The 24544-nt window shown below is 35.6% G+C and carries 15 protein-coding genes, 2 pseudogenes and 1 other annotated feature; of the genes and pseudogenes, 1 reads left to right on the top strand and 16 read right to left on the bottom strand.

The features are described from left to right. Window positions 1-445 precede the first annotated feature (445 nt). The 6 genes from KHA97_RS22220 to KHA97_RS22195 form a co-directional block, all read right to left on the bottom strand. Window positions 446-1309, bottom strand: a complete 864-nt coding sequence (locus KHA97_RS22220; RefSeq protein ID WP_213126993.1) for a CheR family methyltransferase — start codon at window positions 1307-1309, stop codon at window positions 446-448. Between the two features lie 3 nt (window positions 1310-1312). After that, window positions 1313-4546 carry a response regulator gene (locus KHA97_RS22215; RefSeq protein WP_213126992.1) on the bottom strand — a complete coding sequence of 1078 codons (3234 nt, stop codon included), beginning with the start codon at window positions 4544-4546 and terminating at the stop codon, window positions 1313-1315. Between the two features lie 242 nt (window positions 4547-4788). Beyond that, window positions 4789-6873, bottom strand: coding sequence for an EAL domain-containing protein (locus KHA97_RS22210; protein ID WP_213126991.1), 2085 nt, complete (start codon window positions 6871-6873; stop codon window positions 4789-4791). Window positions 6874-6981: 108 nt separating this feature from the next. After that, window positions 6982-7338: a response regulator gene (locus tag KHA97_RS22205; RefSeq protein ID WP_213126990.1), complete on the bottom strand. Its 357-nt coding sequence runs from the start codon at window positions 7336-7338 to the stop codon at window positions 6982-6984. A gap of 12 nt (window positions 7339-7350) precedes the next feature. Next, window positions 7351-10320, bottom strand: a complete 2970-nt coding sequence (locus KHA97_RS22200) for an EAL domain-containing protein (protein ID WP_213126989.1) — start codon at window positions 10318-10320, stop codon at window positions 7351-7353. Between the two features lie 1515 nt (window positions 10321-11835). After that, a complete protein-coding gene (locus KHA97_RS22195; protein WP_213126988.1) occupies window positions 11836-13527 on the bottom strand; it encodes a 2-isopropylmalate synthase in 1692 nt (563 codons plus the stop codon). Window positions 13528-13601: 74 nt separating this feature from the next. Then, window positions 13602-13857 (bottom strand) — a binding site (T-box leader). 212 nt (window positions 13858-14069) lie between these two features. Between KHA97_RS22195 and KHA97_RS22190 the strand changes: the two genes are divergently transcribed. Further along, window positions 14070-14378, top strand: coding sequence for an iron-sulfur cluster assembly accessory protein (locus KHA97_RS22190; protein WP_213126987.1), 309 nt, complete (start codon window positions 14070-14072; stop codon window positions 14376-14378). A gap of 94 nt (window positions 14379-14472) precedes the next feature. Here the strand turns inward: KHA97_RS22190 and KHA97_RS22185 are convergent. The 10 genes and pseudogenes from KHA97_RS22185 to KHA97_RS22145 form a co-directional block, all read right to left on the bottom strand. Continuing rightward, window positions 14473-14808: pseudogene (locus KHA97_RS22185) on the bottom strand (NAD-dependent dehydratase); the annotation flags it as partial. A 159-nt stretch (window positions 14809-14967) separates the two neighbouring features. Beyond that, window positions 14968-16116, bottom strand: a complete 1149-nt coding sequence (gene dgoD / locus KHA97_RS22180; RefSeq protein ID WP_213126986.1) for a galactonate dehydratase — start codon at window positions 16114-16116, stop codon at window positions 14968-14970. Window positions 16117-16478: 362 nt separating this feature from the next. Then, window positions 16479-17108: a bifunctional 4-hydroxy-2-oxoglutarate aldolase/2-dehydro-3-deoxy-phosphogluconate aldolase gene (locus KHA97_RS22175; RefSeq protein ID WP_213126985.1), complete on the bottom strand. Its 630-nt coding sequence runs from the start codon at window positions 17106-17108 to the stop codon at window positions 16479-16481. 12 nt (window positions 17109-17120) lie between these two features. After that, a pseudogene (locus tag KHA97_RS22170) lies at window positions 17121-18074 on the bottom strand (sugar kinase). Window positions 18075-18337: 263 nt separating this feature from the next. Continuing rightward, the gene (locus tag KHA97_RS24355; protein WP_267912470.1) at window positions 18338-18565 is read right to left on the bottom strand and encodes an SDR family oxidoreductase; all 228 of its coding nucleotides are present in this window, start codon (window positions 18563-18565) and stop codon (window positions 18338-18340) included. Then, entirely contained in the window at window positions 18505-19005 is a 501-nt protein-coding gene (locus KHA97_RS22165) for an SDR family NAD(P)-dependent oxidoreductase (protein WP_325167530.1), read from the bottom strand. Before KHA97_RS22165 ends, KHA97_RS24355 begins: the two co-directional genes overlap by 61 nt. Window positions 19006-19068: 63 nt before the next feature. Continuing rightward, window positions 19069-19863 carry a carbohydrate-binding family 9-like protein gene (locus KHA97_RS22160; protein ID WP_213126984.1) on the bottom strand — a complete coding sequence of 265 codons (795 nt, stop codon included), beginning with the start codon at window positions 19861-19863 and terminating at the stop codon, window positions 19069-19071. Between the two features lie 92 nt (window positions 19864-19955). Next, window positions 19956-22787: a glycoside hydrolase family 2 protein gene (locus tag KHA97_RS22155; RefSeq protein ID WP_213126983.1), complete on the bottom strand. Its 2832-nt coding sequence runs from the start codon at window positions 22785-22787 to the stop codon at window positions 19956-19958. 113 nt (window positions 22788-22900) lie between these two features. Further along, window positions 22901-23686, bottom strand: a complete 786-nt coding sequence (locus KHA97_RS22150) for an SDR family NAD(P)-dependent oxidoreductase (RefSeq protein ID WP_213126982.1) — start codon at window positions 23684-23686, stop codon at window positions 22901-22903. 27 nt (window positions 23687-23713) lie between these two features. Next, window positions 23714-24541 carry a carbohydrate ABC transporter permease gene (locus tag KHA97_RS22145; protein WP_213126981.1) on the bottom strand — a complete coding sequence of 276 codons (828 nt, stop codon included), beginning with the start codon at window positions 24539-24541 and terminating at the stop codon, window positions 23714-23716. Window positions 24542-24544: the final 3 nt, after the last annotated feature.

The raw sequence follows: 24544 nt of genomic DNA, 5'->3' as shown, positions 1-24544 counted from the left end.
AACTCTCTTTTTATTCATTCATTTTGCTCTTTACAAAATATTTTACTTTTAACCCTTCAGTCCTACTGCTATGGCCGTGACGGTGCCCAACTTAGCAGCACCAACGTTAACTAATTGATTTTGTTTGATCTATGTAGGCAATAACAAATGGCGAACATTTCACTAGGTTTTCCGTTGCATGTACTCCATATTGATGGTAAGTAATTTTTGAGCCTTAAGCGAATCCCCTTAACAGTTTTTAAAAACACTTTGTATGATGAGTCCAATATCTTTTGGTTTTGTAGATTCCCATTATTAAAATTCATATTCTATTTCATCAAGAGGGGCGTTAAAATTCTTCATGAGACATCAAGTGTTATATTCTCACCTCTTATATCGTATAGAAATAAGAATCTTTATATGGACAAATTAGGGAAATAACATAGGGAGTATTTATACTCCCTACTCATTTTATCTTCTGATATAATTTGTGCTTACTACTAATTTCTTTATAAAAGTCTGTAACTTCCATATAAGAGATGGTCTCTTTATCACCCAGACCGAGAACACCAAACATGCATAGGCTCTCATGAAATAGTTCATGGACCTTTTTTTGTAGTATTTTATTAAAATAAATTAATACATTTCTGCAGAGAATTACGTGAAACTCATTAAATGATCTATCGGTTACTAAATTGTGCTGAGTAAAGACTACGTTTTTAGATAAAAAGGAATGGAATTTAACTCCATAATTAGTGACATTGTAATAGTCTGAAAATGCCCTTTCGCCACCTGCCTGCAAATAATTATTAGTGTATTTTTTCATGTTATCTAATGGAAATAAGCCATTTTTCGCTGTGCTAAGTGCATTTGCATTAATATCCGTAGCATATATTTTTGTTTTTGCAAGCAGGCCAGCTTCATGAAGCAAGATCGCCATTGAATACACTTCTTCCCCTGTTGAACAACCTGCATGCCATATACGGATTGAGGGATAAGTGTATAGAAGTGGTACTATTTTTTCCCTGAAGTTTAAGAAAAACAATGGATCTCTAAACATTTCGGTTACATTGATGGAAAAGTCCCCCACAAGTCTTTGTAAAACTTGAGGGTCATGTAGAACCTTGTTAAGCAACTCAGTGATAGTCCTTAAATTCTCCGAGTGAACTCTATGCCATATTCGTCGTTTTATAGATTCATAAGCATAGTTTCGGAAATCATATCCACACCATTCAAATAACCCTTGTAATAATAACTTAACTTCTAATTCCTCTAAATCGTTCTTGGGACTATTTTGATGTAAATACAAATTTCCCTGTGAATTGTTCATTCCCTAATTATCCCTTTCTCCATTGTATAGCCAAACCTTTATTAAAGAGATTAACTGATCAGGATCTACAGGTTTAACTAGATAATCTGATGCCCCTACTGCTAAGCACTTCTCTCGGTCTTCTTTCATTGCTTTCGCAGTAACAGCAATAATAGGAAGAGTTTTGTTATCAGGCACTTTTCTTATTCTTTCTATTGCTTCATATCCGTCCATCTCCGGCATCATAATATCCATGAGTACTATATCTATATCCGTACGATCTTGCAATAATTCAAGGCTTTCCAAGCCATTTTCGGCAAAGATAACTTCCATTCCACTGGTTTCAAGAATGCTGGAAATAGCAAATACATTCCGAACATCATCATCAACTAAAAGAACTTTCTTTCCTTTAAGCTCCTTATTCTTACTTAATTCCTCTATATTTGAAAGATGATCCTTTTCGTCCGATTGACTGCTTTCACTCAAATATAATTGAAGCTCAGCTTTTAACCGCTGCGGCGAATGTTCATTCTTGATGATAATGGTATGTGCATGCTTATTTAATTGCATCTCCTCTTTTAAGGTTAAGTCTCTTCCAGTATACACAAACACTTTTATTTCATGGTTTTCCTCACATATTCTTTCTATCAGATCAAAACCGCTTGTATCTTTCAGTCCTAAATCTAAAATCAAACAATCAAACTTATTTACTTTGAGTTGTTCGATTACCTCTTGACCAGTAGAAACTGATTTCATAATGAAATCCATGTCGCTAATTAATTCCATTATGCTATTTCTTTGTCTTAAATCATCATCAACAATTAGTAATCTTTTAATATGACTATTCTCCGCCTTTGGCCGATCAGAATGAGATTGATGCTGTTCACTAGTTCCTAATTGAAGTGTGGAAGTTTCAATTGAAACAGCCGCTTCATCTTGTCCAACTTTAATATTATGATTTATTTCGTTTTTATAATTCCCAACATAGAATGTGAAAGTACTTCCTACCCCTTCAGTACTTTCAACCATGATTTCTCCGCCTAGAAGGGCAGCGCTTTCCCTGCTAATAGATAGTCCTAAGCCTGTTCCGCCATATTTACGACTCGTTGTCCCGTCAGCTTGTTGGAAAGCTTCAAAGATTATATCCTGCTTATCTTTTGAAATACCAATTCCAGTATCGGTAACAGAAAATGCAATCATATCATGATGATTTGCTTTTGAAATATCTACCTTCACTTCGCCTTGTTCCGTAAACTTAAAAGCATTTGATAATAGATTTTTCAAGACCTGCTGTATTCGAGCTTCATCACTATAAATAAAAGGAGGTAGGTCATGTTTTAATTGAATTTTTAAAGATAAACCTTTTTTATCTGCAACTGGTCTAAAGTTTTTCTCAACAAAATCAACGATATCTTTGTACATGACATTACTAAGGTTAACACTCATTTTTCCAGACTCAATTTTTGCTAAATCGAGAATATCATTGATTAATAACAAAAGATCTTGCCCTGAGGAATAGATCGTTTTTGAATATTCCACTTGTTTTGGCGAAAGATTTTGTTCTGGGTTGTCAGCTAAAAGTTTAGACAATATTAATAAACTATTTAAAGGTGTACGAAGCTCATGAGACATATTTGCAAGAAATTCAGATTTATATGTTGAGCTTAAGGCTAATTGCTCGGCTTTTGCTTCAAGTTCTGCCCGTGCCTTTTCTACCTCTCGATTAACCCGCTCAAAGTTCTTATTTTGAACTTCCAAGCTTTTTGCCTTTTCCTCTAAGTCTGCATTTGTTTGTTCAAGCTCTTCCTGCTGAATTTGCAGCTTTTCTTCAGATTGACGAAGGGCACTGGTTTGCTCCTCAAGTTCCTCATTTGCTGCTCTTAGTTCCTCTTGCTGACTTTGGAGTTCTTCAGATTGAGCCTGTATTTCTTCCATTAGCATTTGAGATTCTTCTAATAAATTGGCTAATTGAATTCTGCTCATTACACTTTCAATAATAGTTCCAGCATCATGCATCAATTCTTCTAAAAAGTTTTGTTGCGTTTCATTGAAAGGTTTAAAGGATGCAATTTCAAGAACTGCTTTTACTTCTCTTTCAAAAATGATTGGCAGTACGTATAGATTTAATGGTGCTGCCTCCCCTAGTCCCGATGAAACCCGTACATAATCTGATGGGACATCTGTAAGGATAATCGGTGATTTTTCTAGGATTGCTTGACCAATTAGACCTTCACCAGCTTGAATAGTATTCGTGACATGTTTTCTTTCCTTAAAAGCGTATGATGAAAGGAGTTTATACATTATATCTTCATTTTTCGCATCGATATCTATTACATATAATACAGCATGAGCTGCTTCCACTGTTGGAACCACTTTTGAAAGGAATGTGCTACCCAATGTTTCTAAGTCATGAACACCGCTTAGGCTCGTTGTAATATCAGCTATATTTGTTTTGGTCCAAGTCAGTTCTTGTTGCTTTTTCATTTGTTCTATTAAAGAATCGCCCATCTGATTAAATGATCTTGCAACCTCATCAATTTCATCATTAGATAGTACTTCAACTTTCGTATTCAAATCTGTATTTCCATTAGCCACATTACTCATAATGCTGGACATTTTATTTAGTCTAGTTGAAAGTGTCCAAATACTTTTATAGAGAATCCATAAAACGAGCATGATACATAAAGCTAAAAGGACTGAACTGATAATGATATCTCGCTGAGAATCTTTTTTCATAGTATTTAACGATGCTCCTAGTTCATCATTAAATGAATCCGTTATATCTGCAATAACATTAGTTAGTTGATCATCAAGGTGTTTGGAATTTTCTTTAATAAGAGCACGAGCCTCTTCTTTTTTATCTTCGGAAACAAAAGTAAGTAATCTTTCCTTATAGACATTAAAATCATCATTTATTTTTATAAGTCTTTCAGTAGCCTCTACTTGATCTTTTGTAGAAATCTTTGACTCCAAAATACTAATATTTTTTTTTATATTTTCGTTTATTAACCGCAATTGATGGATTTCTTCCTGAATCGTTACTTCATCTGTAAAAATAACCAGATTTCTTAGTAGTATCCTTTCGTCCTTAATGTCTGCACGAATTTGTCCAGCTAAAATAGATGCATCATAGTTATCTTCAATCACATTACTCGCAATATTGAGGTGGTTTATTTGTATCAGGCCAGCTCCAATAAGAACGATTAGGACTATAGGTAATGTGCTCAGAGCTAATAATAGCTTTGTTCTTATTTTCATTTGTTTCTTCCCCTTGTTGAAGATTTACTTAATTGCTTCTGGTTCTCCTTAATTAAGGCTATTTTCTTAAAGTTTGTTGTTTGTAAAAGCCCAAGAGCCGGCTTTTACGCCTAATAAGGAAGTTTAGCGGTTCTTATTAAGCCGGTAACTCTTTTCCCATCTTAATATAAGTTCCAAGGATAAAATTTATTTCTTGTTATTAAAATTTACATCTAATAGCTACAATGTTTGGGAAAAGGGCCTTAATTAAAAAGCGTATTCCCTTCATTCATGAAAGTCTCATATACCAAAGCGATCGCTTGGACACGGTCAGTAACATTGAGTTTTTGAAAAATACGAGTAATATGATTCTTAACAGTATGTTCACTTATAAATAATTGTTCAGAGATTTCCTTGTTGGTTAATCCATCCATAATTAACTCGAATACTTCCATTTCTCTACTAGAGATTGAATAGGACTTTTTAATATATGTAAGGGCTACATCGAGAACATCTTTTTTAAACTTTTTATCATCATTTATGTCAGTATTTTCTGACAAATGAACGGTTGTCATTTTTGTTCTATCCTCTTCTCTAAACACGAAGGGGTTCTTACTTCGATTCACAAAGAATTTTTCAAAATCAGAAGATAACAAAGGAGGACTGAGTAAATATCCTTGCACCTCGTCACAATTTAAGTTGTTGATTTCTTTTAATTGTTCTTCTGTTTCAATCCCTTCTGCTATTACGGACATGTTTATACTATTTGCTAAGGAGATCATAAATTGAATAACAGCTTTACTATTATTTTGGTGATTTAAAATATCATCAATGAAGGATTTATCTATTTTAATAGTATCAAACGGAAAACGCCTCAAATAATTCAAAGAAGAGTACCCCGTTCCAAAGTCATCAAGGCTAATTTTAATACCCATTTTTCTAAGTTGCTGCAAAGTGCTTGTAATAACATCTTCATTTCCCAAAAGTACAGACTCTGTAATCTCAATTTCTAGCAGTTCTGGATTTATGTTTGTTTCAGTCAGTACCTGTTGAATATGTTCAATTAGATTTTTTTGTAAAAATTGACGTGCTGAAAAGTTAATGGCAATTCGAATAGGATTAAGGTCTTTCTTATTCCATATCTGTATTTGTTCACAAACCTTTTGAAGTACCCATTTTCCGATCTCAACTATTTGGTCAGTTTCTTCAGCTATTGGGATAAACTCACTCGGTGAAATTGCTCCCCAACTTGGGTGATTCCATCTTAATAAGCTTTCAGCACTCGTGATTTTTCCAGATTTAATATTTACTCTAGGTTGGAACACAAGCTCAAGTTCCTCATTTTCTATTGCTTTACGGAGATCATTTTGCATTAGAAAAGTTCGATATGATTGCATATTCATTCCTGAGTGATATACTTTAAACTTGTTTTTCCCTTGCTCTTTGGCACGATGTAATGCTACGTCTGCATTTTTCATTAAAGTGTTAGAATCTTCACCATCGTAAGGGAAAACAGATAATCCGATACATGTTGTAATAAAAATCTCATATTGATCTATAATAAACCGCTGGCTTAACCTTTCTACTATGTTTTCAGCTACCTCTAGAGCTTTTTCACGGTCAGTATCTACTAAGATGATGTTAAATTCATCACCGCCTACCCTTGAGACAAGGTCTTTCTCACGGACACTTGCTGACAGCCTTTTGGAAACTTCTTTTAATAGTCTGTCGCCAACAATGTGACCAAGAGAATCATTCACATATTTGAAACGATCTAAATCTAAGTACATAATACCCAGTGTCTGTTTCATTCTTTTTGCATGATTTAGTTTAAATAGCAATTGATCATTGAACATTCTTCTGTTTGGTAAATCTGTCAACCCATCATGAAAGGCCATATATTCTATAACTTTGTTCTTTTCTTCAAGTGCATTTGCTTGATGAATAAGAGTCTGTTTCAACTTATAGATTTCAACAAATCCTTCAACCTTTGCTTTTAAAATAATTGGGTCAAAAGGTTTTAAAATATAGTCAATGGCTCCTAAAGAATAGCCCATAAAAATATGCTCTGTATCCATATTATTGGCTGTAATAAATAATATTGGAATGTTTTTTGTTTTTTCACGAGCCTTAATAATCTTGGCTGTTCCAAAACCATCCATACCAGGCATTTGAACATCTAATAGAATCGCCGCAAAATCATATTTTAACAAATATTTTAATGCTTCTTCCCCTGATGATGCTTTAACGAGATTGTAATCATCTCTTTCAATGATAGCCTCTAAAGCTAATAAATTCTCGGGTCTGTCATCTACTAAGAGAATATTAATCTTGTCTTCATTTTTCAAAGCCCATACGCCCCATTCCTATCATATGAAATACCTAAATATAGGATAGCATACTACTAGGAATGATGGCATATATGTTTGGAAATTATTGTCGAAGTATACCAAATATTAAAACATATTCTTTAGGATAGTTAACAGATTATTAAAATAAGGCTTAATAACAAAATCCTTAGCTCCACAATGAAGTGCTTCTTTAATTAAGTACTTCTGTCCCATAGCAGAGCAAATAATCACATTCGCAGAAGAATCATAATCACGGATTTCTTTTAAGACATCAAGCCCATTTACTTTAGGCATAGTTAGATCTAGTAGTAAAATATCTGGTGAAAAAGCTTTATATTTTTGTATCGCATCTTGACCATCATGTGCTTCTAAAATTACATAGAACCCGCCTTTATCCAACATATCCTTCAACCACTTTCTCATAAACGAAGAGTCGTCTGCTATAAGTACGGATTTATCCAAATTTCCACCTCCTTATCCAGTTGCCTTAAGCTTCTTCAAATAGGTAATTTTGTCTTCACTAATAAAATTACATTCAGGAGGAAACGCTTGATTTTTTAACTGGAGTGAAAAATTATTTAATATTTTAATAAGAGAATCCCTTTCCTTTTCATCTATTGTGAATTCCAGTCCATATTGGAAAATATCCTTTACTTCTTTTTTCCAAGTTATATGTCCATAAAGTTCTAGCTTTTCACCCAAAATAATCATTACAAATTTATAGGTAATGTCAGGGCGTACTGGTAAATGTATCGCAGATAGGAACCTCAGTCCTCCAGGACCAATATCTTCGATTAGTGCCTCTGTTCGCCCTAAATTAACCTCTCTGCCCTGTATACAAGTTAAAGTTAAATTAGCTTTTAATGGGGATAGTAGCTCGATTCTAAAAAATTTTCTTCGATCTTTTATTTTAGGTTTTTTACTTCTAGTAATTGGTCTAAGGATAAACCTTATTAATAGGTCCTGAAACTCTTCCTCTGGAATCGGTTTACTAAAGATATATCCTTGTATTTCCGTACATTCTTGTTGTTTTAAAAATGCTAGTTGTTCCAGGGTTTCAACTCCTTCTGCAACAACATTCATATTAAGAGCATTCGCCATAAAGATAATAGATTTTATAATGATTTCTACATTAGGTGTTTGGGTAATCTGACTCACAAAAGATTGGTCAATCTTAATCGTATCAATTGACAAATTCTTAATATGAGACAAAGAAGAATACCCTGTCCCAAAATCATCCAAAGCGACTTTTATTCCGAGTTCTTTTAGGAATTTGAGTGCAGATTCAACCAACTTCTCATTTTGAATAATTGTTGTTTCTGTAATCTCGAACTCAATGAGAGTAGGATCAACATTTGTTTCTTTCAAAATACTAATAATTGTCGATTTCCAATCATTTCTTAAAAATCGTTGAGCCGTAATATTTATGGAAATTGGAACAATTGGAAGCCTTACTCGTTTCCATTCTGCGATATATTGACATACTTTCTCTAAAACCCAATCACCGATGTCTATTATAAAACCATTTTCCTCTGCAAGTGGGAGAAATTCTCCTGGAGAAACTAATCCCCACACTGGATGTTGCCAACGAACTAAAGCTTCTGCACTGACAATTTTTCCAGTGGATGCTTCAACTCTTGGTTGAAAATGAATCAATAATTGGTCATTGTCAATTGCTTTCCGTAAATCCCTCTCTAGTTCATATTGTTTAAATGAAGGTATATCTAAAGTAGGGGAATAAATTTGGAAATTATTCTTCCCGTTAGTCTTCGCCCTATTTAGCGCAATATCCGCATACTTAGTCAATTCCTCAAAAGTTACTCCATCAGAAGAGGATGTACTAATCCCTACGCTAGCCGTAATGAATAATTCGAAATCATCAACCATGAATGGTTGTTTTAAACTATCAATTATCATCTTCGCAATTGATTCTGGATAATCTTTTTCCATATAACCCCATAGGAGGATGCCAAATTCATCTCCGCCAATTCGTGCAAATAAAGACTTTTCAGTCAATAACTTTTGAACTCTTTGACCAAATTGATGCAATAATTTGTCCCCAATAACGTGACCAAGAGTATTGTTAATATTTCGGAAACGATCCATATCCACATACAAAATTGAAAATGATTCCTTATTTCTTTTTGAATATAGAGAAGTGATTTTTTCATCAAAAAGCTTGCGATTTGGTAATTCAGTTAAATGGTCATGGAAGGCTAAATATTGGATTAGTTTTTCATATTCTTTCTGTTCTGTAATATCGCTAACAAATCCATCAACCCTAACAACATTGCCTTTCTCATCGATCTCTGGAATGGTTTTATCTTGAACCCATATAATTTGACCATTTTTATGGCATATTCGATATTGAATATTGAAGCTTCTTCCTTCTGCTGTATTAGAATATTCATTTAGATAATCATGAAGATCATCGGGGTGAATAATAGAATCCCAAGCTTCTCTTTTATAAAAATATTCTGGAGGATATCCCGTGATATCTTCTATACCTGGAGTTATCAAAATGTTCTCTTGTTTCAATACATCGAAGGATCTTATTCCTAATGATAAATTCTCATAAATATGTTCTAACCTTTGCTCACTTTCTTGCAACTTGTTTTCGACTAATTTTCTTTTTGTAACATCTTTTGTCATTCCTAATAAACGGATTGGGCTGCCAGTTGTATCAAAGACCATTTCTACTTCTTCCGAAACATAAATAAGGGTCAAATCCTTACGAATAATTCGGTATTCAATACTGTAGCCTTTTGACTCCTCTAAGGCCTGGTTTAATGTTTTTTTATATCGGTCACAATCATCAGGGTGTACAAATTGTAAGCCTTCATTCAAATTTGTAACATGATTATTATTTTTCTCTCTCCCAGTAAGTTCAAACAGGTAGTCGGACCAGTAAATTTCATCTTTTAGAACGTCATAGTCCCAGCTGCCAATTTTTCCAATTTGCTGTGATAATTCTAAGCTGGTTTTTATTTTTTCTATTTCCTCTTCGTGCTCAATTTTAACTGTAATATCCTTTGCAATGGCATAAACTCCGATTACCTTCATATCGTGATTTAAAATTGGAAGATACGTGACATCCATTTTTAATTTGTTGATATTTTTGCAACTTATATAGGTCTGGAACTTTTGGGCATTCCCTTTTAACGCTAGCTTAAAATATTTACTATTTTTCTTATTTCTCTCTTTAATATATTTCTTTAATTCATTTTCTAATTCTTGATCAGTTAGACCAAATTTCTCTATCACAGTTTTATTAAAATATATTGGCTCTCCATAAACACTTAATGCAAATACCGAATCGGGATGATTTTCAAATAAAGTAAGAAATGTCGTTTCATTAAGCAACCTCCCACTACCAAAAAGGGAATAGTAATTTTTGCCATTCATTTCTTTTCTTTTTCCTGCTAAAACTGAGATTATACCCATGTAAAAAACCCCCTTTAACGAATTCACTTGTCAGGTTTCGATAATTCTATGCAAATAGATACGTTTTCTTAGTACCTCTATTTTCTATTACTTTAAAAGTTAAATGTATCCCCATCTATTCTTATTCCAATAGGAAGAGGCTCCTCATTTCTCCATTTACTATTATTTTTGGAAACTATCATTCCTAGCCCTACATACCTAATTTTAAAAAGGGTTATATCACCAGATTCATTCCTTCAAACATATAAAATCTTGCAATCCGTTATCGATTGGGGGGAGATTAAATAGCAAAACCATTTAAAATAAAGAAGCCGTGAACTTCTTAAATTTGGCAATAATGATCACTCATGTCATTTCACGTATATCTTTAAAAATAAAAAAAGCACCTTCTATTTGAAGATGCTCTTAATGGCAGATGATTGTGTAAAACCTTGTATAAAAGAGTGTAGAATGTTTTGAAATCCTATCGCTTTCTAACAAATATACCAGAAATTGAAAAAAAGCTCATAACCCTCCTCATATAAAGGTTTATGAGCTTGCTTTCAGAAAATCATATTTTAATTTAAAAATACCTAAAAGTACCGGTGGTCGGAGTCGAAATGACACTCCTCACGGAGCACTCTTTTGAGACTAGCTCTTTCGTTTTTCTATATATCCACCGAAACTTTACTTACCGCCAACTTTTCTAGTAAATTATTAACCGCACTACAAAGTGCTTTTACAGAAGATGTCATGATATCAGAATCAATTCCACACTTCCCCATTTCTGTGATTCCTACATAAGATACAGCAATTGAACGTGATTCGCTTTCCTTGGCAGAAGACCAAAAAACGATTTTATTTGTATTGTTTTCCTGGATTTAACTTTTCCAGCTTATAATTTGCGTAAAAACGGCTGAATTAGTAAAGATTTTTATTCTTCTAATGGTAACTTTTGTACTCCGTTTACAGTGCTTCCCTTTACGGTAGCAGGTGAATTGTGCAATGAGCCTTCACCAACCACAAATGGTTCGTCTCTTTTGTCCCTCCACGAATAAAAAGATCGGGCAACCCTTCTGAAGATAAATCAATAAATGCTCCAGGAGCTACTAACTTACCTGATTTCCCTGCTGGTTTAATATCTTCAAAACTTACAGCTCCTGCACCACTTGGTTTGTTAGCTACATAACATAATGGGCAGAGGATACTGCTGAAAAAGAAAAGAAAGTATTGCAGTTGAAATCGAGGTGCGAAATAAATTTTTTGGCTTTTTCAACAAATAAATCACTCGCATTTTTATAAAAACAATAAATTATATTCGTTCAATTGTTACTTTAGACTTGATGTTAATTAATTTCACCACTTCCACAGTACTATTTACTCAAACCTTTAATAATCCATAAATAACAAAAAAGCCAATACTCTGATTGTCTACAAAGCATTGACTTTTTTATCTGAAAATTTTATTGATACCGGTGGTTCTGATCGAACCGACACTCTATTTTGAAACATTATTTTAATCTGGTGTTTCTCACATTATACATCCACCGACACCTTACTAACCGCCAATTTTTTCAACAAATTATTAACTGCACTACAAAGCGCCTTCACTGAAGAAGTCATAATATCCGCATCAATCCCGCTTCCCCAATACACAGAACCATCGGATGCTGTAATACCCACATACGATACGGCATTTGATCTTGATCCGATTTCCTGGGCATGCTCTTTGTAGACCAAGTCTGTATATTGAATTCCGAGTCTTTTTTGAATGGCATTGCTAATGGCGTCGAGTCTTCCATTTCCTTCACCCGTTAATTGTTCAATTTCGCCACTCATTTTAACTGTAACGGTTGTTATGAAATCGTCGGATTGAGTGTAACGATAACGAATAAATTCGACTGGCGTAGAAACATTGACATACTCTTTCGTAAAAATACTGTAGATTTCATTCGGCAAAAGTTCTTTTTGCATATGGTCTGATTCGTTTTTCACTAGGTACCCAAAGCTTTCGCGCATTTTTGGCGGCAAATCAAATCCGTATTGCTGCTCTAGCACATAACCGATTCCGCCTTTACCAGACTGACTGTTAATACGGATAACGTCACCTTCATATTCCCTGCCAATATCCTTTGGATCAATGAGCAAATATGGAACCGTCCATTTATCGCAATCATTTTCTTCACGCCATTTCATTCCTTTGGCGATTGCGTCCTGATGCGAACCAGAGAAAGCTGCGAAAACAAGTTTTCCTGCATACGGCTGTCTCTCATCTACCTTCATTTTTGTCATGCGCTCATATACTTCTTTAATTTCAAGTATGTTTTCAAAGTTAAGGTTTGGGTCCACTCCATGAGAATACAAGTTCAAAGCAAGGGTTACAATGTCCACATTTCCTGTTCTCTCACCATTTCCAAACAACGTTCCTTCAATTCTCTCCCCGCCAGCGAGAAGCCCTAACTCCGCGTCGGCTACCCCACTTCCCCTGTCGTTATGTGGATGAAGCGACAGAATTACATTTTCTCTGTAGTTCAAGTGATTGCTCATGTATTCGATCTGGCTCGCATACACGTGAGGCATTGACATCTCAACTGTTGCAGGCAAATTAATGATAACCTTATTATCTGATGTCGGCTTCCAAACATCGAGAACTTGATTGCAAACATCAAGTGCATAATCAATTTCTGTACCTGTAAAACTTTCTGGGGAATATTGAAACTTAAAGTTTCCCTCCGTTTCAGCCGCATATTTTTGTAATAACTTTGCTCCTGATACAGCAATTTCAGCGATTTCATCCTTCGACTTTCTGAACACCTGCTCACGTTGGGCTACTGACGTGGAATTATATAGATGAACGACTGCGCTTTTTGCCCCCTTTAGTGATTCAAATGTCTTTTGGATAATATGTTCTCTTGATTGGGTCAAAACTTGAATCGTTACATCATCAGGTATTAGGTTTTCTTCTATTAACCTACGCAAAAATGTATATTCAGTTTCGGATGCTGCTGGAAAACCTACTTCAATTTCTTTAAAACCGATTTGAACAAGTAATTGAAAATATTCAAGCTTCTCCTCTAGATTCATAGGAACGACGAGAGCCTGGTTTCCGTCGCGAAGATCAACACTACACCATATAGGTGCCTCTGTAATATATTCCTTCTTCGCCCAATTTAAGCTCATCTCTGGGGGCATAAAATAACCTCTCGCATACTTATCCACATTTTTCATTTTGACAACCGCCCTTTCGAATATAACTGATTATATGCACTTTCAACATAAAAAAAGCCCTTCGACTCTATTTATATAGAGACGAAAGACTTTGTCATCATTCGCGGTACCACTCTAATTCATACCCAAAAAAGGTATGCACTCATGTAGATAGGGTTTTAAAAACCACATATCCCTCTGATATAACGGTCAGGATCCGTCCCTACCTAATTTTTTCATTTCAGTAGGCTGCTTCAAGGCGAGTTCAGATTGATCCACGGCTGTTTCGCAGCAACCAACAGCTCTCTGTGCGCTTCATCAAATCTTACTATTCCTTTTCGTCGCATTTAAATATTTCAAAAATTATACCAAATTAAGCTCAAGTAAGCAAGATGTTTAAAATTTTTTTCCTTTTTAGGAAGCTTTTTTATTGAATAGAAATTTATATAACAGGCACAGGCTATCTTTAAGAAATTCCTTGCAAATCGTGTTAGCTGGATTATCTCTAAATTTTTAGTAAGATGAAAATGATGCATAGACAATAATAGTTTGGAGGAATGGAAATGAAATGTAAAATTAACAGAAATGCTGCGAAAGTACTGAATAAAATGTTAAGTACTGAAGAAGCTGAAGGAAAAATGATTCGTGTATATATTACACATATGCACGGTGATCACGCACATTACGACATCAAACTTGATACACCGACTGAGCATGATGAAATTGTTAAAACAGACAAGGATATTGATATTTTATTGGACAAGCGTGAAGCATTTTTAGATGGGGTTTGGATCAAATATTTTTATGTTCCAGAAGAAGGTTTTGAAATAAACAATCCATCCAAGGAAGCCCACGGACATCACCACCATTAATAACCTTATAGCATATTTTTCACTCTGTACCAATCGCTTCAAAGCAGCAAACAAGCTATCCGGTTTAAATGCCTGATAGCTTGGTGTCTTATCATTATTCGATTATTTTCAAACGTGCATCATTTAATGCTTCAATTACTTTATCACACCAATTATCAAATTCATGATCCTCTTTTTGAAATTCTGGATGCTCTAAAATATATTGAGCAGTTTGTTTAATACCTTGGTCAACTCTAGTTGTTGCCACAAAATCCGGTACAAGTCTTTTTAGCTTTGAATTATCAAATACAACTGTATTTGCTTTATCTCCAATAAGTCCGCCCTTAAAGTCATATTTGCTGCAAGCATCTAAAAATTCAGATGGAACATGAACGGCATTTAGTTTTACTCCTAAAGCATCAGCGATAATTTCGTATATTTGGTTCCAAGTGAAGTTCAAGGTATATAATGTGCTTTTCAAAAAAATAGTCATCCATTTTAAAATTTTATCTAATAGGAGAAAACACTTAAAGCTATTAATAAACTATTCACCGCCGACAAAATGAAAAATCTGACATGATTGTGGCGTATAAAGTTTCAATTACTAGGACTACCATTCTGCAATTGTCCCATCTTTATGTCTCCATACAGGATTTTTCCAATTATGTCCGATTGCCGCTTGTTTTCTTACAAACTCCTCATCTACCGTAATTCCGAGGCCGGGCTTGTTTAAAATGTTTACGTATCCATCTTTGTATTCAAAAACGGATGGATCTTTGATGTAGTCTAGAAGATCATTGGTTTGATTATAATGAATGCCTAGGCTTTGTTCTTGAATAAAGACATTGTGTGCAGTTGCATCGACTTGCAAACAGGCTGCTAATGCGATTGGACCTAGTGGACAGTGTGGAGCAACTGCGACATCATAGGCTTCTGCCATCGCGAAGATTTTTTTACATTCCGATATCCCTCCGGCGTGTGAAAGATCAGGTTGGATAATGTCTACATAGCCTTCTGATAATAGATTTTTAAAGTCCCAACGTGAGTACATGCGCTCTCCCGTAGCAATCGGGATCGCCGTGGCTTGGGCAATTTCACGCAAAGCTTCGTTATTCTCAGCTAAAACTGGTTCCTCTATAAACATTGGACGAAATGGCTCAAGCTCTTTGGCTAAAATTTTGGCCATTGGTTTATGAACTCGTCCGTGAAAGTCAATACCAATTCCAAAGTCAGTTCCAACAGCTTCACGAACCGCGGACACTCGTTCAACGACTTCATCAATCTTCTTATGCGAATCAATATATTGTAATTCTTCTGTTCCATTCATTTTGATTGCGGTAAACCCAATATCTGCCTTTTCTTTCGCATCCCTAGCAACATCACTTGGTCGATCACCGCCTATCCAAGAATACACACGAACGGAATCTCGGCATGCCCCACCTAATAAATTATATATGGGAGCATTATAAAACTTCCCCTTAATGTCCCATAAAGCCTGGTCAATTCCGGCAATTGCACTCATTAAAATCGGACCGCCGCGATAAAAACCAGAACGATAAAGGGTTTGCCAATGATCTTCAATTTTCATTGGATCTTTTCCAATCAGATATTCACTAAGTTCCTTGACTGCAGCTTTAACTGTATTTGCCCTTCCTTCGACAATCGGTTCACCCCAGCCAACAATCCCTTCATCGGTTTCGATTTTTAAAAATAACCAACGTGGTGGAACAATAAAACATTCCATATTTGTGATTTTCATCGTAAGATTCATTCCTTTCGCTGTCCTTAAGGCACAAAAATTGTGAAGTTGCCTTGGCTAACCCAAAATATGTCAAGGTATACGTGAAAATAATTCATTTGGCTTTGTGACTTACACAAACATGGCTTTGTTCCGGGAAGGTTTATACCACCCTCTTCACATTCGCCAAATTCGAGATTTGATGTGGTATCGAATTAAATTAGTACACACGTTTGATAACCTTACAACTTTATGCAATTCTACCTAGGTCCGCCAATTTAGTAGAATTATATTGTTATGTTTACTATTCCCCTATTACACCTTTCTACCAACTAGTCCTTTTCAATTATATATATTTGAAAAATACTACCGCTTTGTCGCCTTTACTTTCCATGCACAACGTTTACGTATTGTCGTGATTTATTTGTCAACTCAGTCAAATACGTTTCATTAACTTCACTTTTGGAATCAACGAGTGAACCTCCAACACCAATCCCTACGGCACCGTTGTCAATGTACTCCCTGGCATTCTTCAGATTGATGCCTCCGGTAGGAAGAAGCGGTATGTGCGGTAATGGACCTTTAACCGCTTTTATATACCCTAACCCGAAATTCGCCGGAAAAACTTTGATAATATCTCCTCCACTCTCATAAGCTGTTAGAATTTCAGTCGGTGTAAACGCGCCCGGAATACTAACCGCACCGTATCTTTTTGTGATTTTTATAGTCTCGGTATTGACCGTCGGGGATAAAATAAATTTCGCTCCCGCCGAGAGTGCATCCCTTGCAGATTCAGGATCAAGAACAGTTCCAGCACCGATCACCATTTTTTCACCTAGATCTTCCGAAAGATTTTCTATAACCGAAAGAGCTTTTGGAGAATTTAACGTAATTTCGACGATTCTTATACCGCCTTCATAAAGGGCATTTGCAATGTCCTCTACATTATCCGGATGAATATTTCGAATGATTGCTACAATCTTGTTTTCTAAAATGGATGAAAGAACTCCCATTTTCTACGCCTCCTATCTAATCACATCATCATTTGCTGAAAACTCTATAAAAGCCTCTAAGTCCTTTCGGTTCGGCAAACCTTCCATGTCTCCCATGACCGTTGTGACCATAGCACCAACCGCGCAACCTCGATGCACTGCATCTTGAAAAGATAAACCATCAAGGAGGCCAGATAATAATCCCGCTGCAAATCCGTCGCCCGCACCAACAGGATCCACCACATTCGTGATTTTCATAGCCGGTACATACCCAGTTTCCGATGTAGTTGAAAAGTAAGCACCCTCTTCTCCCCTCTTTACAACCACCGTTTCAGCTCCGAGTTGATGGAAAGACTCAGCTATTTTTTCGCAATCTTTCATTTGAAATAAAAATTCCCCTTCACTAATCCCGGGCAAGATAATATCAGAGATCCCCGCAATTTCTAACAGCACGCTCCTCGCCTCTGAGTCACCCCATAATTTCCGGCGAATATTAGGATCAAACACTACCTTGATTTTATGCTTCTTAGCAAATTAAATCGCTCGAAAAACCGCTTCCCTACAAGTCATACTTAACGCCGGCGTGATTCCCGTTATATACAAATACTTTGTCATGAGAAGATAGTCCTCATCGATGTCACTAGCCGTTAAATGACTTGCGGCTGAATTTTTACGATAGTAATGTATATTTATTCTTTCTGGATTTATAATTTCCTTGAAAAAGATCCCTGTAGATAAGCTTGGCTCTTTTCGGACCCTACTCACATCCACACCTTCCCCCCTTATAAAGGAAAGGATGGATTTCCCAAATTCATCTTCGCCAACTTTACTAATCCAACCCGTCTGATGTCCTAGTTTTGTGAGCCCGATTAATGTATTCGTCTCGGCCCCTGCAAATCTAGATGAATATTGTCTGGCATACCTCATTGGCCCATTTGTTATAGGGGTAAATAAAACCATCGTTTCACCGATACCAATTACATCCATTTCAATCCCCCTTTGGTTTTTGTATAAGTTACATATTTCGAACGAAAAAAGTAACACAAAGCTAGGTCCTCTTAGTTGTTGTTGGTCATAAATCACTATATTTGTGGGTGACCTTAGTGGACGGAAAAAAATGGTTAAGGTACCTATAAGATAATTGGTGACCATAGTCGTTTTAAAAACACGGTGGAGGGCATCCATTCCAGTATTGATAACCTTAGTCGCCAGAAGAAAAAACTCAGGGAATGTCTCCGATCACAGAATTTTTAAAAATCATCAGAATGATACAGCCTATTACTTAATCCACCATCTAACACAATGCTTTCGCCTGTCATTTTATCCACGTTATCCGATGCAAGAAATAAAGCTAAGTTTGCAATATCATCTGGAGTGCAAATTTTACCAGTAGCATGTAGTTCTAAAATCTCTTTTTCTACATGAATAGGTTTCTCTTTTTCCTGAAGCCACGTTCTGTAACTGTAAATCCTGGGCATATCGCATTGACCCTGATATTATGTTTTCCTAAGCTCAATGCCATACTCCTCGTCATTGTATTTAATCCACCTTTAGCGGCGGCATACATTTCCGAATGTGGAATGGTCGCGATCGCATGATTTGAGGATATATTTACAATGACCCCGCCGCCATTATCAATCATTTCTTTTACAACATATTTACAGCAAAGGAACGCACCTCGCAAATCAATATTAAGATCCCAGTCCGCAATCGTCGCATCGAGCAATGATTTGAAAAGTGTTATTCCCGCATTATTTACGAGAATATCTATCCTCTGGTAATTTTTTACCGTTTCGGCAACAAGCATGCGAATACTTTCTTCCGATTGTACGTCCGTTTGGATAAATAACGCTTCTCCACCACTTTCATTGATTTCCGCTTTCACCTGTATTCCTTCATCCCGATCAATGGTAGCAATAACGACTTTTGCACCCTCTTCTGCAAATCGTTTAATAATTCCTTTGCCAATCCCTATTCCGCACTATTCTCCTACTACGGTATTAGAGAACTCTATCTTAGTAAACTTTTCTGGTCTATGATTATCATCAGACCCTATGGAGGACCAAGCCCATCCAACATTCTTATTTAATGAAATTAGTTTTTCATATCTTGCAAATTGGAATTTCCATGTATCTCCTTCAACTGGAGGTAACGATCTGCCATTGGCCAACCATTTCATTCCCGACCATGGAAACGCTAGCTCAACAGTCCATCCCTTACTGATTTTATTTTGATCATTTATTATTCCATCCACATGAACAGCAGTCTTTAATCCTGGAAAATCCCAATTTTTAAAAGCCCATCTTAGTCCACGCGGGTGAGTTCCATTCCAAAAATACTTGGGAATTCTATCATGATTACCTCCAAAGGTACATACATTCTTTTCATAGATATCAAATTCAGGAACGTCATACTTTCCTCCCTTCTTATATGCATCTTTCCAAATAAAAAACACTTCGTATATTGTATTTAATGCATTAATTTCAAATTCATAGTAAGTGTCGCCCCCATCTATAAATAATTCCACGTTATTCTCATTAAAAATAAGTCCATCCCGCTCAGTTATTTCTGATTGAACATATGGTTCTTCAATCCAATACCCAACATATAAGTATTCATCATCCCATAATACTGCAGACCTTGTCTCATATAACGCTGGACCGCCATTAATAATATCTACAAATCGGGGTGACTTTTGGGCTAATAACCATGACTTTTCATTTAACTGACCATCAACCATTATTTTTTCTTTTGTACGATAGGCTTTATATGACATAATCTTTGCTCCTTAGGTTTAAAGTAATTTTTTCAAATACAAGGCGACTTAATTAGGGAGTCCTTCATACGAAGAACTCCCCTAAAAGAACATCATACCCTAAACAAAGATCGTACTTTAAAGATCCGCAGCAACTCACCAATAGTAATTTCCACGTCTGGGCTGAAATCATTACTATTTAGGTAGTTTAGTAGTTGGAAAAAGAGATTATGTGCTTCGGGACTTTTCATTTTCTGTTTTTCATTTAAATTAAAAGAAGTGACAAAAAGTTTACCTCTTCCTACTTTTACTTCATATGCATATGCCAAACTTTTTGCACGGTTAAAATTATCAATTACTTCTACTATTGGTTTTACTTGTGGTATAAGATCCATACCTAGTGCTGCAGTATTGTCAACTAAGTGGAACCATTGCCAATCAGAAAATCGATCGTGTGGGAAATGATTCATTGAAGGATGATCATGGATAATCAATCCCATCGTAGTCCCAGTTTGTTGAGGAAACCAAACATAGTTCCAAAATATTGGTAAATATCGAGTTTGTACCTCATCATGTTGGCGACCTTCTTTAGCCATAAGCCAAACTGAGCCTCCGTCAACCAAATATTGAAGAACATCGCGTGATAATTGATCCGTAATCACGAGATCTAATTCGTTTTCTTCTTTATAACTAAGATGGTTAATACCAACGGTTCCCTCAATTCTTGCTCCATAAAGAATAGATCTGAGTGTTTCGATATTTGTCCATATCCGCTCAGGATTCTTCGGTAAAGTTAGACGTGGAAAAGTCCAAAAATCCCATTCGTTCGTAAAAATATTGCCATTCAGTTCTATAGAGGCTTTGAGCGTCAATTTACGCGCTTTTCCATCTCGTATTTTTACCCGGACTTTGGAAAGCTCAAATAAACCTCCGGCAGGGATATCAATTATATTTTGTTTTCTCTCTCCGACTATATTGCCTTCCTCTTCTAATTTCCAAGTAAGCTTCGCTGATGAAGCCGCTTCACCAAAATGGGAAACCTCTAAATCAGCACTTAATTCTTCTCCATTAAAAAATGTCCGTTTTTTTGCTCTCATTAGTAGGACTGTTTGATCATTAAATTGACGAAAGTCCTTTGGTTGAATAATATCTTTTGAATCCCAAAATACATCTAGAATTCCAACAGTAGCATGACCCTGTCCAGGAAAATCACGTATATCTAATAGTTGGATACCAGATAGTCCTTTTGTTCTTCTTGCTTTTTCCATTGTCTCCTTCAAAGATCGTACGAGATGTATGGCAGTGGCTTCATTAAATTCATTTAATCTCTCATCTAATTTTTTTGCCTTTAATGTTTCGTTAATATATTCTAACCAGTGAGGTTTAAGAATACCTTTATATTTATCCGATTCTTCAGGCCTTACATACATTGTAAACTGCCCGTGTTCGTGAGCAATTAATGGCTTGTCTTCCAATCTAGTAACTTCGTCATAGTCAAGTGTGGTATCCGGAAGGGCGGAGAACGCTATATCATATGGTGGATGCCAGTTTAAAGTTGGTATATAATAGTCACCTTCACGATCATGCGCAGGCAACTCCCCAAATCCTGTATTATCCGTATATATCCTGCTTGAATCTAGTTCCCTTGCAAGTCTAACAAATTCATTTAATTGGTTGTGCCCTTCAACACTAATTAATTCATTACCCATAGATAACATCATGAAAGATGGATGTTTATGTAAAGCTTGGATAATTCTTTTTAGTTCCCTTTTTAAAAATTCACTTGTTTCTTGATTAGCTTCCTTTTTTCTAATAAGAAATTCCTGACTCCAATGTGGTAATTCTGTTTGGACTAGCATACCTTCTTGGTCAGCAGCTTCCCAAAATGGTTCTGGTGGAGTCCAGCCGTGTAAACGAACATGGTTGAAACCATAACTTTTCACAATTTTAAATTGCTTTTTGTAAAATTCGATATCCCAAACAGGGTAACCCGTTTGAGGAAATATACAACAATCCACATACCCTGTTAAGAAGATTGGTTTTTCATTTAATAAAATGTGTTTACCCTCTGTTCTTATTTCTCTGAATCCAAAGGTAATTTTCTTCAAATCATATTGTTCATTGTTATGTTTTAATTCAAGCTCTACATCATATAAATAAGTGTATTCTGGTGACCAAAGCTTTGCGTCTTCTAATTGAACAGCAAATGATTGATTAATAACAGAACCTTCTACTCTATCTGGAACCTCTACTATCTCCGTCGCTTCAATATTTCCGTTATGTATTACATTCGCTGTAAGAGTCCAATTACTTAGATCGTTACAACCTTCACGGCTCACTGTTACCTGAAATTTGACACATTTTTCTGCAATATCCGGATAAATCTTAATATCACTTATTGAAAATGGCATTTCGGATTCTAAATAAATGCCTCCGGTGATTCCGCCCCAATTAGTAGCTGTATGATATGAGTGAATGTGACTTTCATGCAAAAAAAATTTCATTCTATTATCCACTCTGATTACAAATCGATGCTTTTGTCCCGCATGAACGTATGATGTGATATCAAATCTATGCGGAACAGATAAACTTTCCCCATTACCCACAAAAACACCGTCAATCCACAATTCTGTTAACCAACGTACTCCTTTTAATACTAAGAATATATTTTGATTTGCAAGGTCTTGAGGAATTTGTATTTCTTTTATATACCAAGCTGCTCCTTCATATTCCCGGTCTTTTTTCCAAGTCCCGATCGGTTGGTGGGATGATTTTGATCCGTACCCTTGTTCTTCCCAAGATTTTGTAGGAAGGATTGTCCCCTCAAGTATGTCAGCATTATTATCTTGAAACAATTTCAATTGATCGTTTGGATCTAGTTTAAATTTCCATTCAGTATTTAAATTTATGAGAGTCTTTGATTCTTTTAAACTTTGAGAATGCATGCCTTTTTCCTCCATTCTGATAATAATTACTATGAAATCTTTAATCTATCTTAAATAAACCTTTGTTTTTACCGGTAAAAATGATTAAATTCCTTTCTAATAACGTTTCTAATCTAAAACTTTTCAGAGTTATACAGTCTAGATGTAACGCCTCCATCGATTACAATATTTTGTCCGGTAATCATTTGAGATTCTTCTGAAGATAAATAAACTGCTAATTTCCCAATGTCTTTTGGGGAACAAATTTTATTCAAAGGATGTAATAGTAAAACATCATTATGCACTATACTTGGATCTTTATTATCCAATAACCAGTTCCTATAGTGAGGTGTATCTGTAAATCCAGGACAAATTGAATTCACCCTAATTCCATTTTTTCCTAAACTAAGTGCCATACTCTTTGTCATAGCATTTACTCCGCCTTTAGCAGCCGCATATATTTCTGTATTAGGTAGTGTTGCAATTGAATGATTCGAGGATATATTAATAATTGATCCATGTTTTTGTTTTTTCATGTGTGGTAAAACATATTTACTGCACAAGAATGGTCCTCTTAAATCAATATTTATTAATCGATCCCAATCATCTATAGTTGTATCTTCTATCGGCTTAAATGTCGTGATTCCCGCATTGTTAACTAAAATATCTATTTTTCCAAATCGATTTATTGTTTCTTGGATCATGTTTTTAATACTTTCTTCCGAAGAAACATCTGTTTGGATAAAGGCTGCATTTCCACCTTTTTCTCTCAATTCTTGTTCTGCATTGCTCCCTTCCTCATATTCGACGGTAGCAATAATAACCGTCGCACCTTCACTTATAAAACACTCAGCAATTCCTTTTCCAATTCCTCGACCTGCACCGGTAACAATAGCAACTTTTTCTTTTAGATGGCCCAAGACATATCACCCCACTTTAATTTTGTTTCAGGATTTTACAGCTCCACTCGTTAACCCCGAAATAAAATGATTCGATGCAAATATAAAAGCAATGATTAAAGGCAATACACTTATTGATGTGCCTAACATTATTCCAGGTATATCCGTTCCATACATCGTTGTTAAAGTTGTAAGTGCAAGTGGGATTGTAAATAATTCACTGCTATTTAAAACTATCAATGGTATTTGAAAACTTTGCCAAGAATTTAGGAAAGATAATATGGCGAGCGCGCCTAACCCCGGCCTAATTAATGGGAGTACAATTTGCCAATACACTCTAAAGTCAGATGCCCCATCTAATTTAGCTGATTCATGTAACTCATCTGGGACAGCTTCCTTTATAAATTGATACATCCAAAAGATACCAAATGGGTATGCAGCAGTCGGGATAATTAATGGTAAATGTGTATCAATCCAACCAAACCATTTCATTTCCATAAACCAAGGTATAATTCCAGCTAACGGAGGAATCATAATGGACCCAACTATAATATAAAGCAGTATTTTGTTACCTGGTGCATTAGGAAACTTTGCCAGTCCAAATGCTGTAATGGAGCAAACGAATAAAATGAGTAATGCACTTAGAATACCAATATAGGCGCTATTCCATAGGTTAAGGAAGAATGGAATTTGCTCATTTAATCTAATAAAGTTATTAATCAACTCTTTTCCTGGAAGCAATGGTGGTGGGAAATTAAAAACAGCACTCTTGGAATTTGTCGATAAAATTAACATCCAAAGGAGCGGAAATGTAAATAAAAGCATCGAAACTATGACAAAGATATGAGTAATAAGTTTAGTAGATGATTTAACCAAAAT

The sequence above is a fragment of the Lederbergia citri genome (genome assembly GCF_018343625.1).
Lineage (GTDB): Bacteria > Bacillota > Bacilli > Bacillales > Bacillaceae_C > Lederbergia > Lederbergia citri.
Note: the sequence above shows the minus strand (reverse complement) of the source record. Positions and strands in the feature narration are given on the sequence as shown.

Bases quoted from the DNA above. Each gene is read 5' to 3' on its own strand.
- KHA97_RS22220 (WP_213126993.1), bottom strand. From the start codon at position 1,309: ATGAACAATTCACAGGGAAATTTGTATTTACATCAAAATAGTCCCAAG.
- KHA97_RS22215 (WP_213126992.1), bottom strand. From the start codon at position 4,546: ATGAAAATAAGAACAAAGCTATTATTAGCTCTGAGCACATTACCTATA.
- KHA97_RS22200 (WP_213126989.1), bottom strand. From the start codon at position 10,320: ATGGGTATAATCTCAGTTTTAGCAGGAAAAAGAAAAGAAATGAATGGC.
- KHA97_RS22195 (WP_213126988.1), bottom strand. From the start codon at position 13,527: ATGAAAAATGTGGATAAGTATGCGAGAGGTTATTTTATGCCCCCAGAG.
- KHA97_RS22190 (WP_213126987.1), top strand. From the start codon at position 14,070: ATGAAATGTAAAATTAACAGAAATGCTGCGAAAGTACTGAATAAAATG.
- dgoD (WP_213126986.1), bottom strand. From the start codon at position 16,116: ATGAAAATCACAAATATGGAATGTTTTATTGTTCCACCACGTTGGTTA.
- KHA97_RS22175 (WP_213126985.1), bottom strand. From the start codon at position 17,108: ATGGGAGTTCTTTCATCCATTTTAGAAAACAAGATTGTAGCAATCATT.
- KHA97_RS24355 (WP_267912470.1), bottom strand. From the start codon at position 18,565: ATGCCCAGGATTTACAGTTACAGAACGTGGCTTCAGGAAAAAGAGAAA.
- KHA97_RS22160 (WP_213126984.1), bottom strand. From the start codon at position 19,863: ATGTCATATAAAGCCTATCGTACAAAAGAAAAAATAATGGTTGATGGT.
- KHA97_RS22155 (WP_213126983.1), bottom strand. From the start codon at position 22,787: ATGCATTCTCAAAGTTTAAAAGAATCAAAGACTCTCATAAATTTAAAT.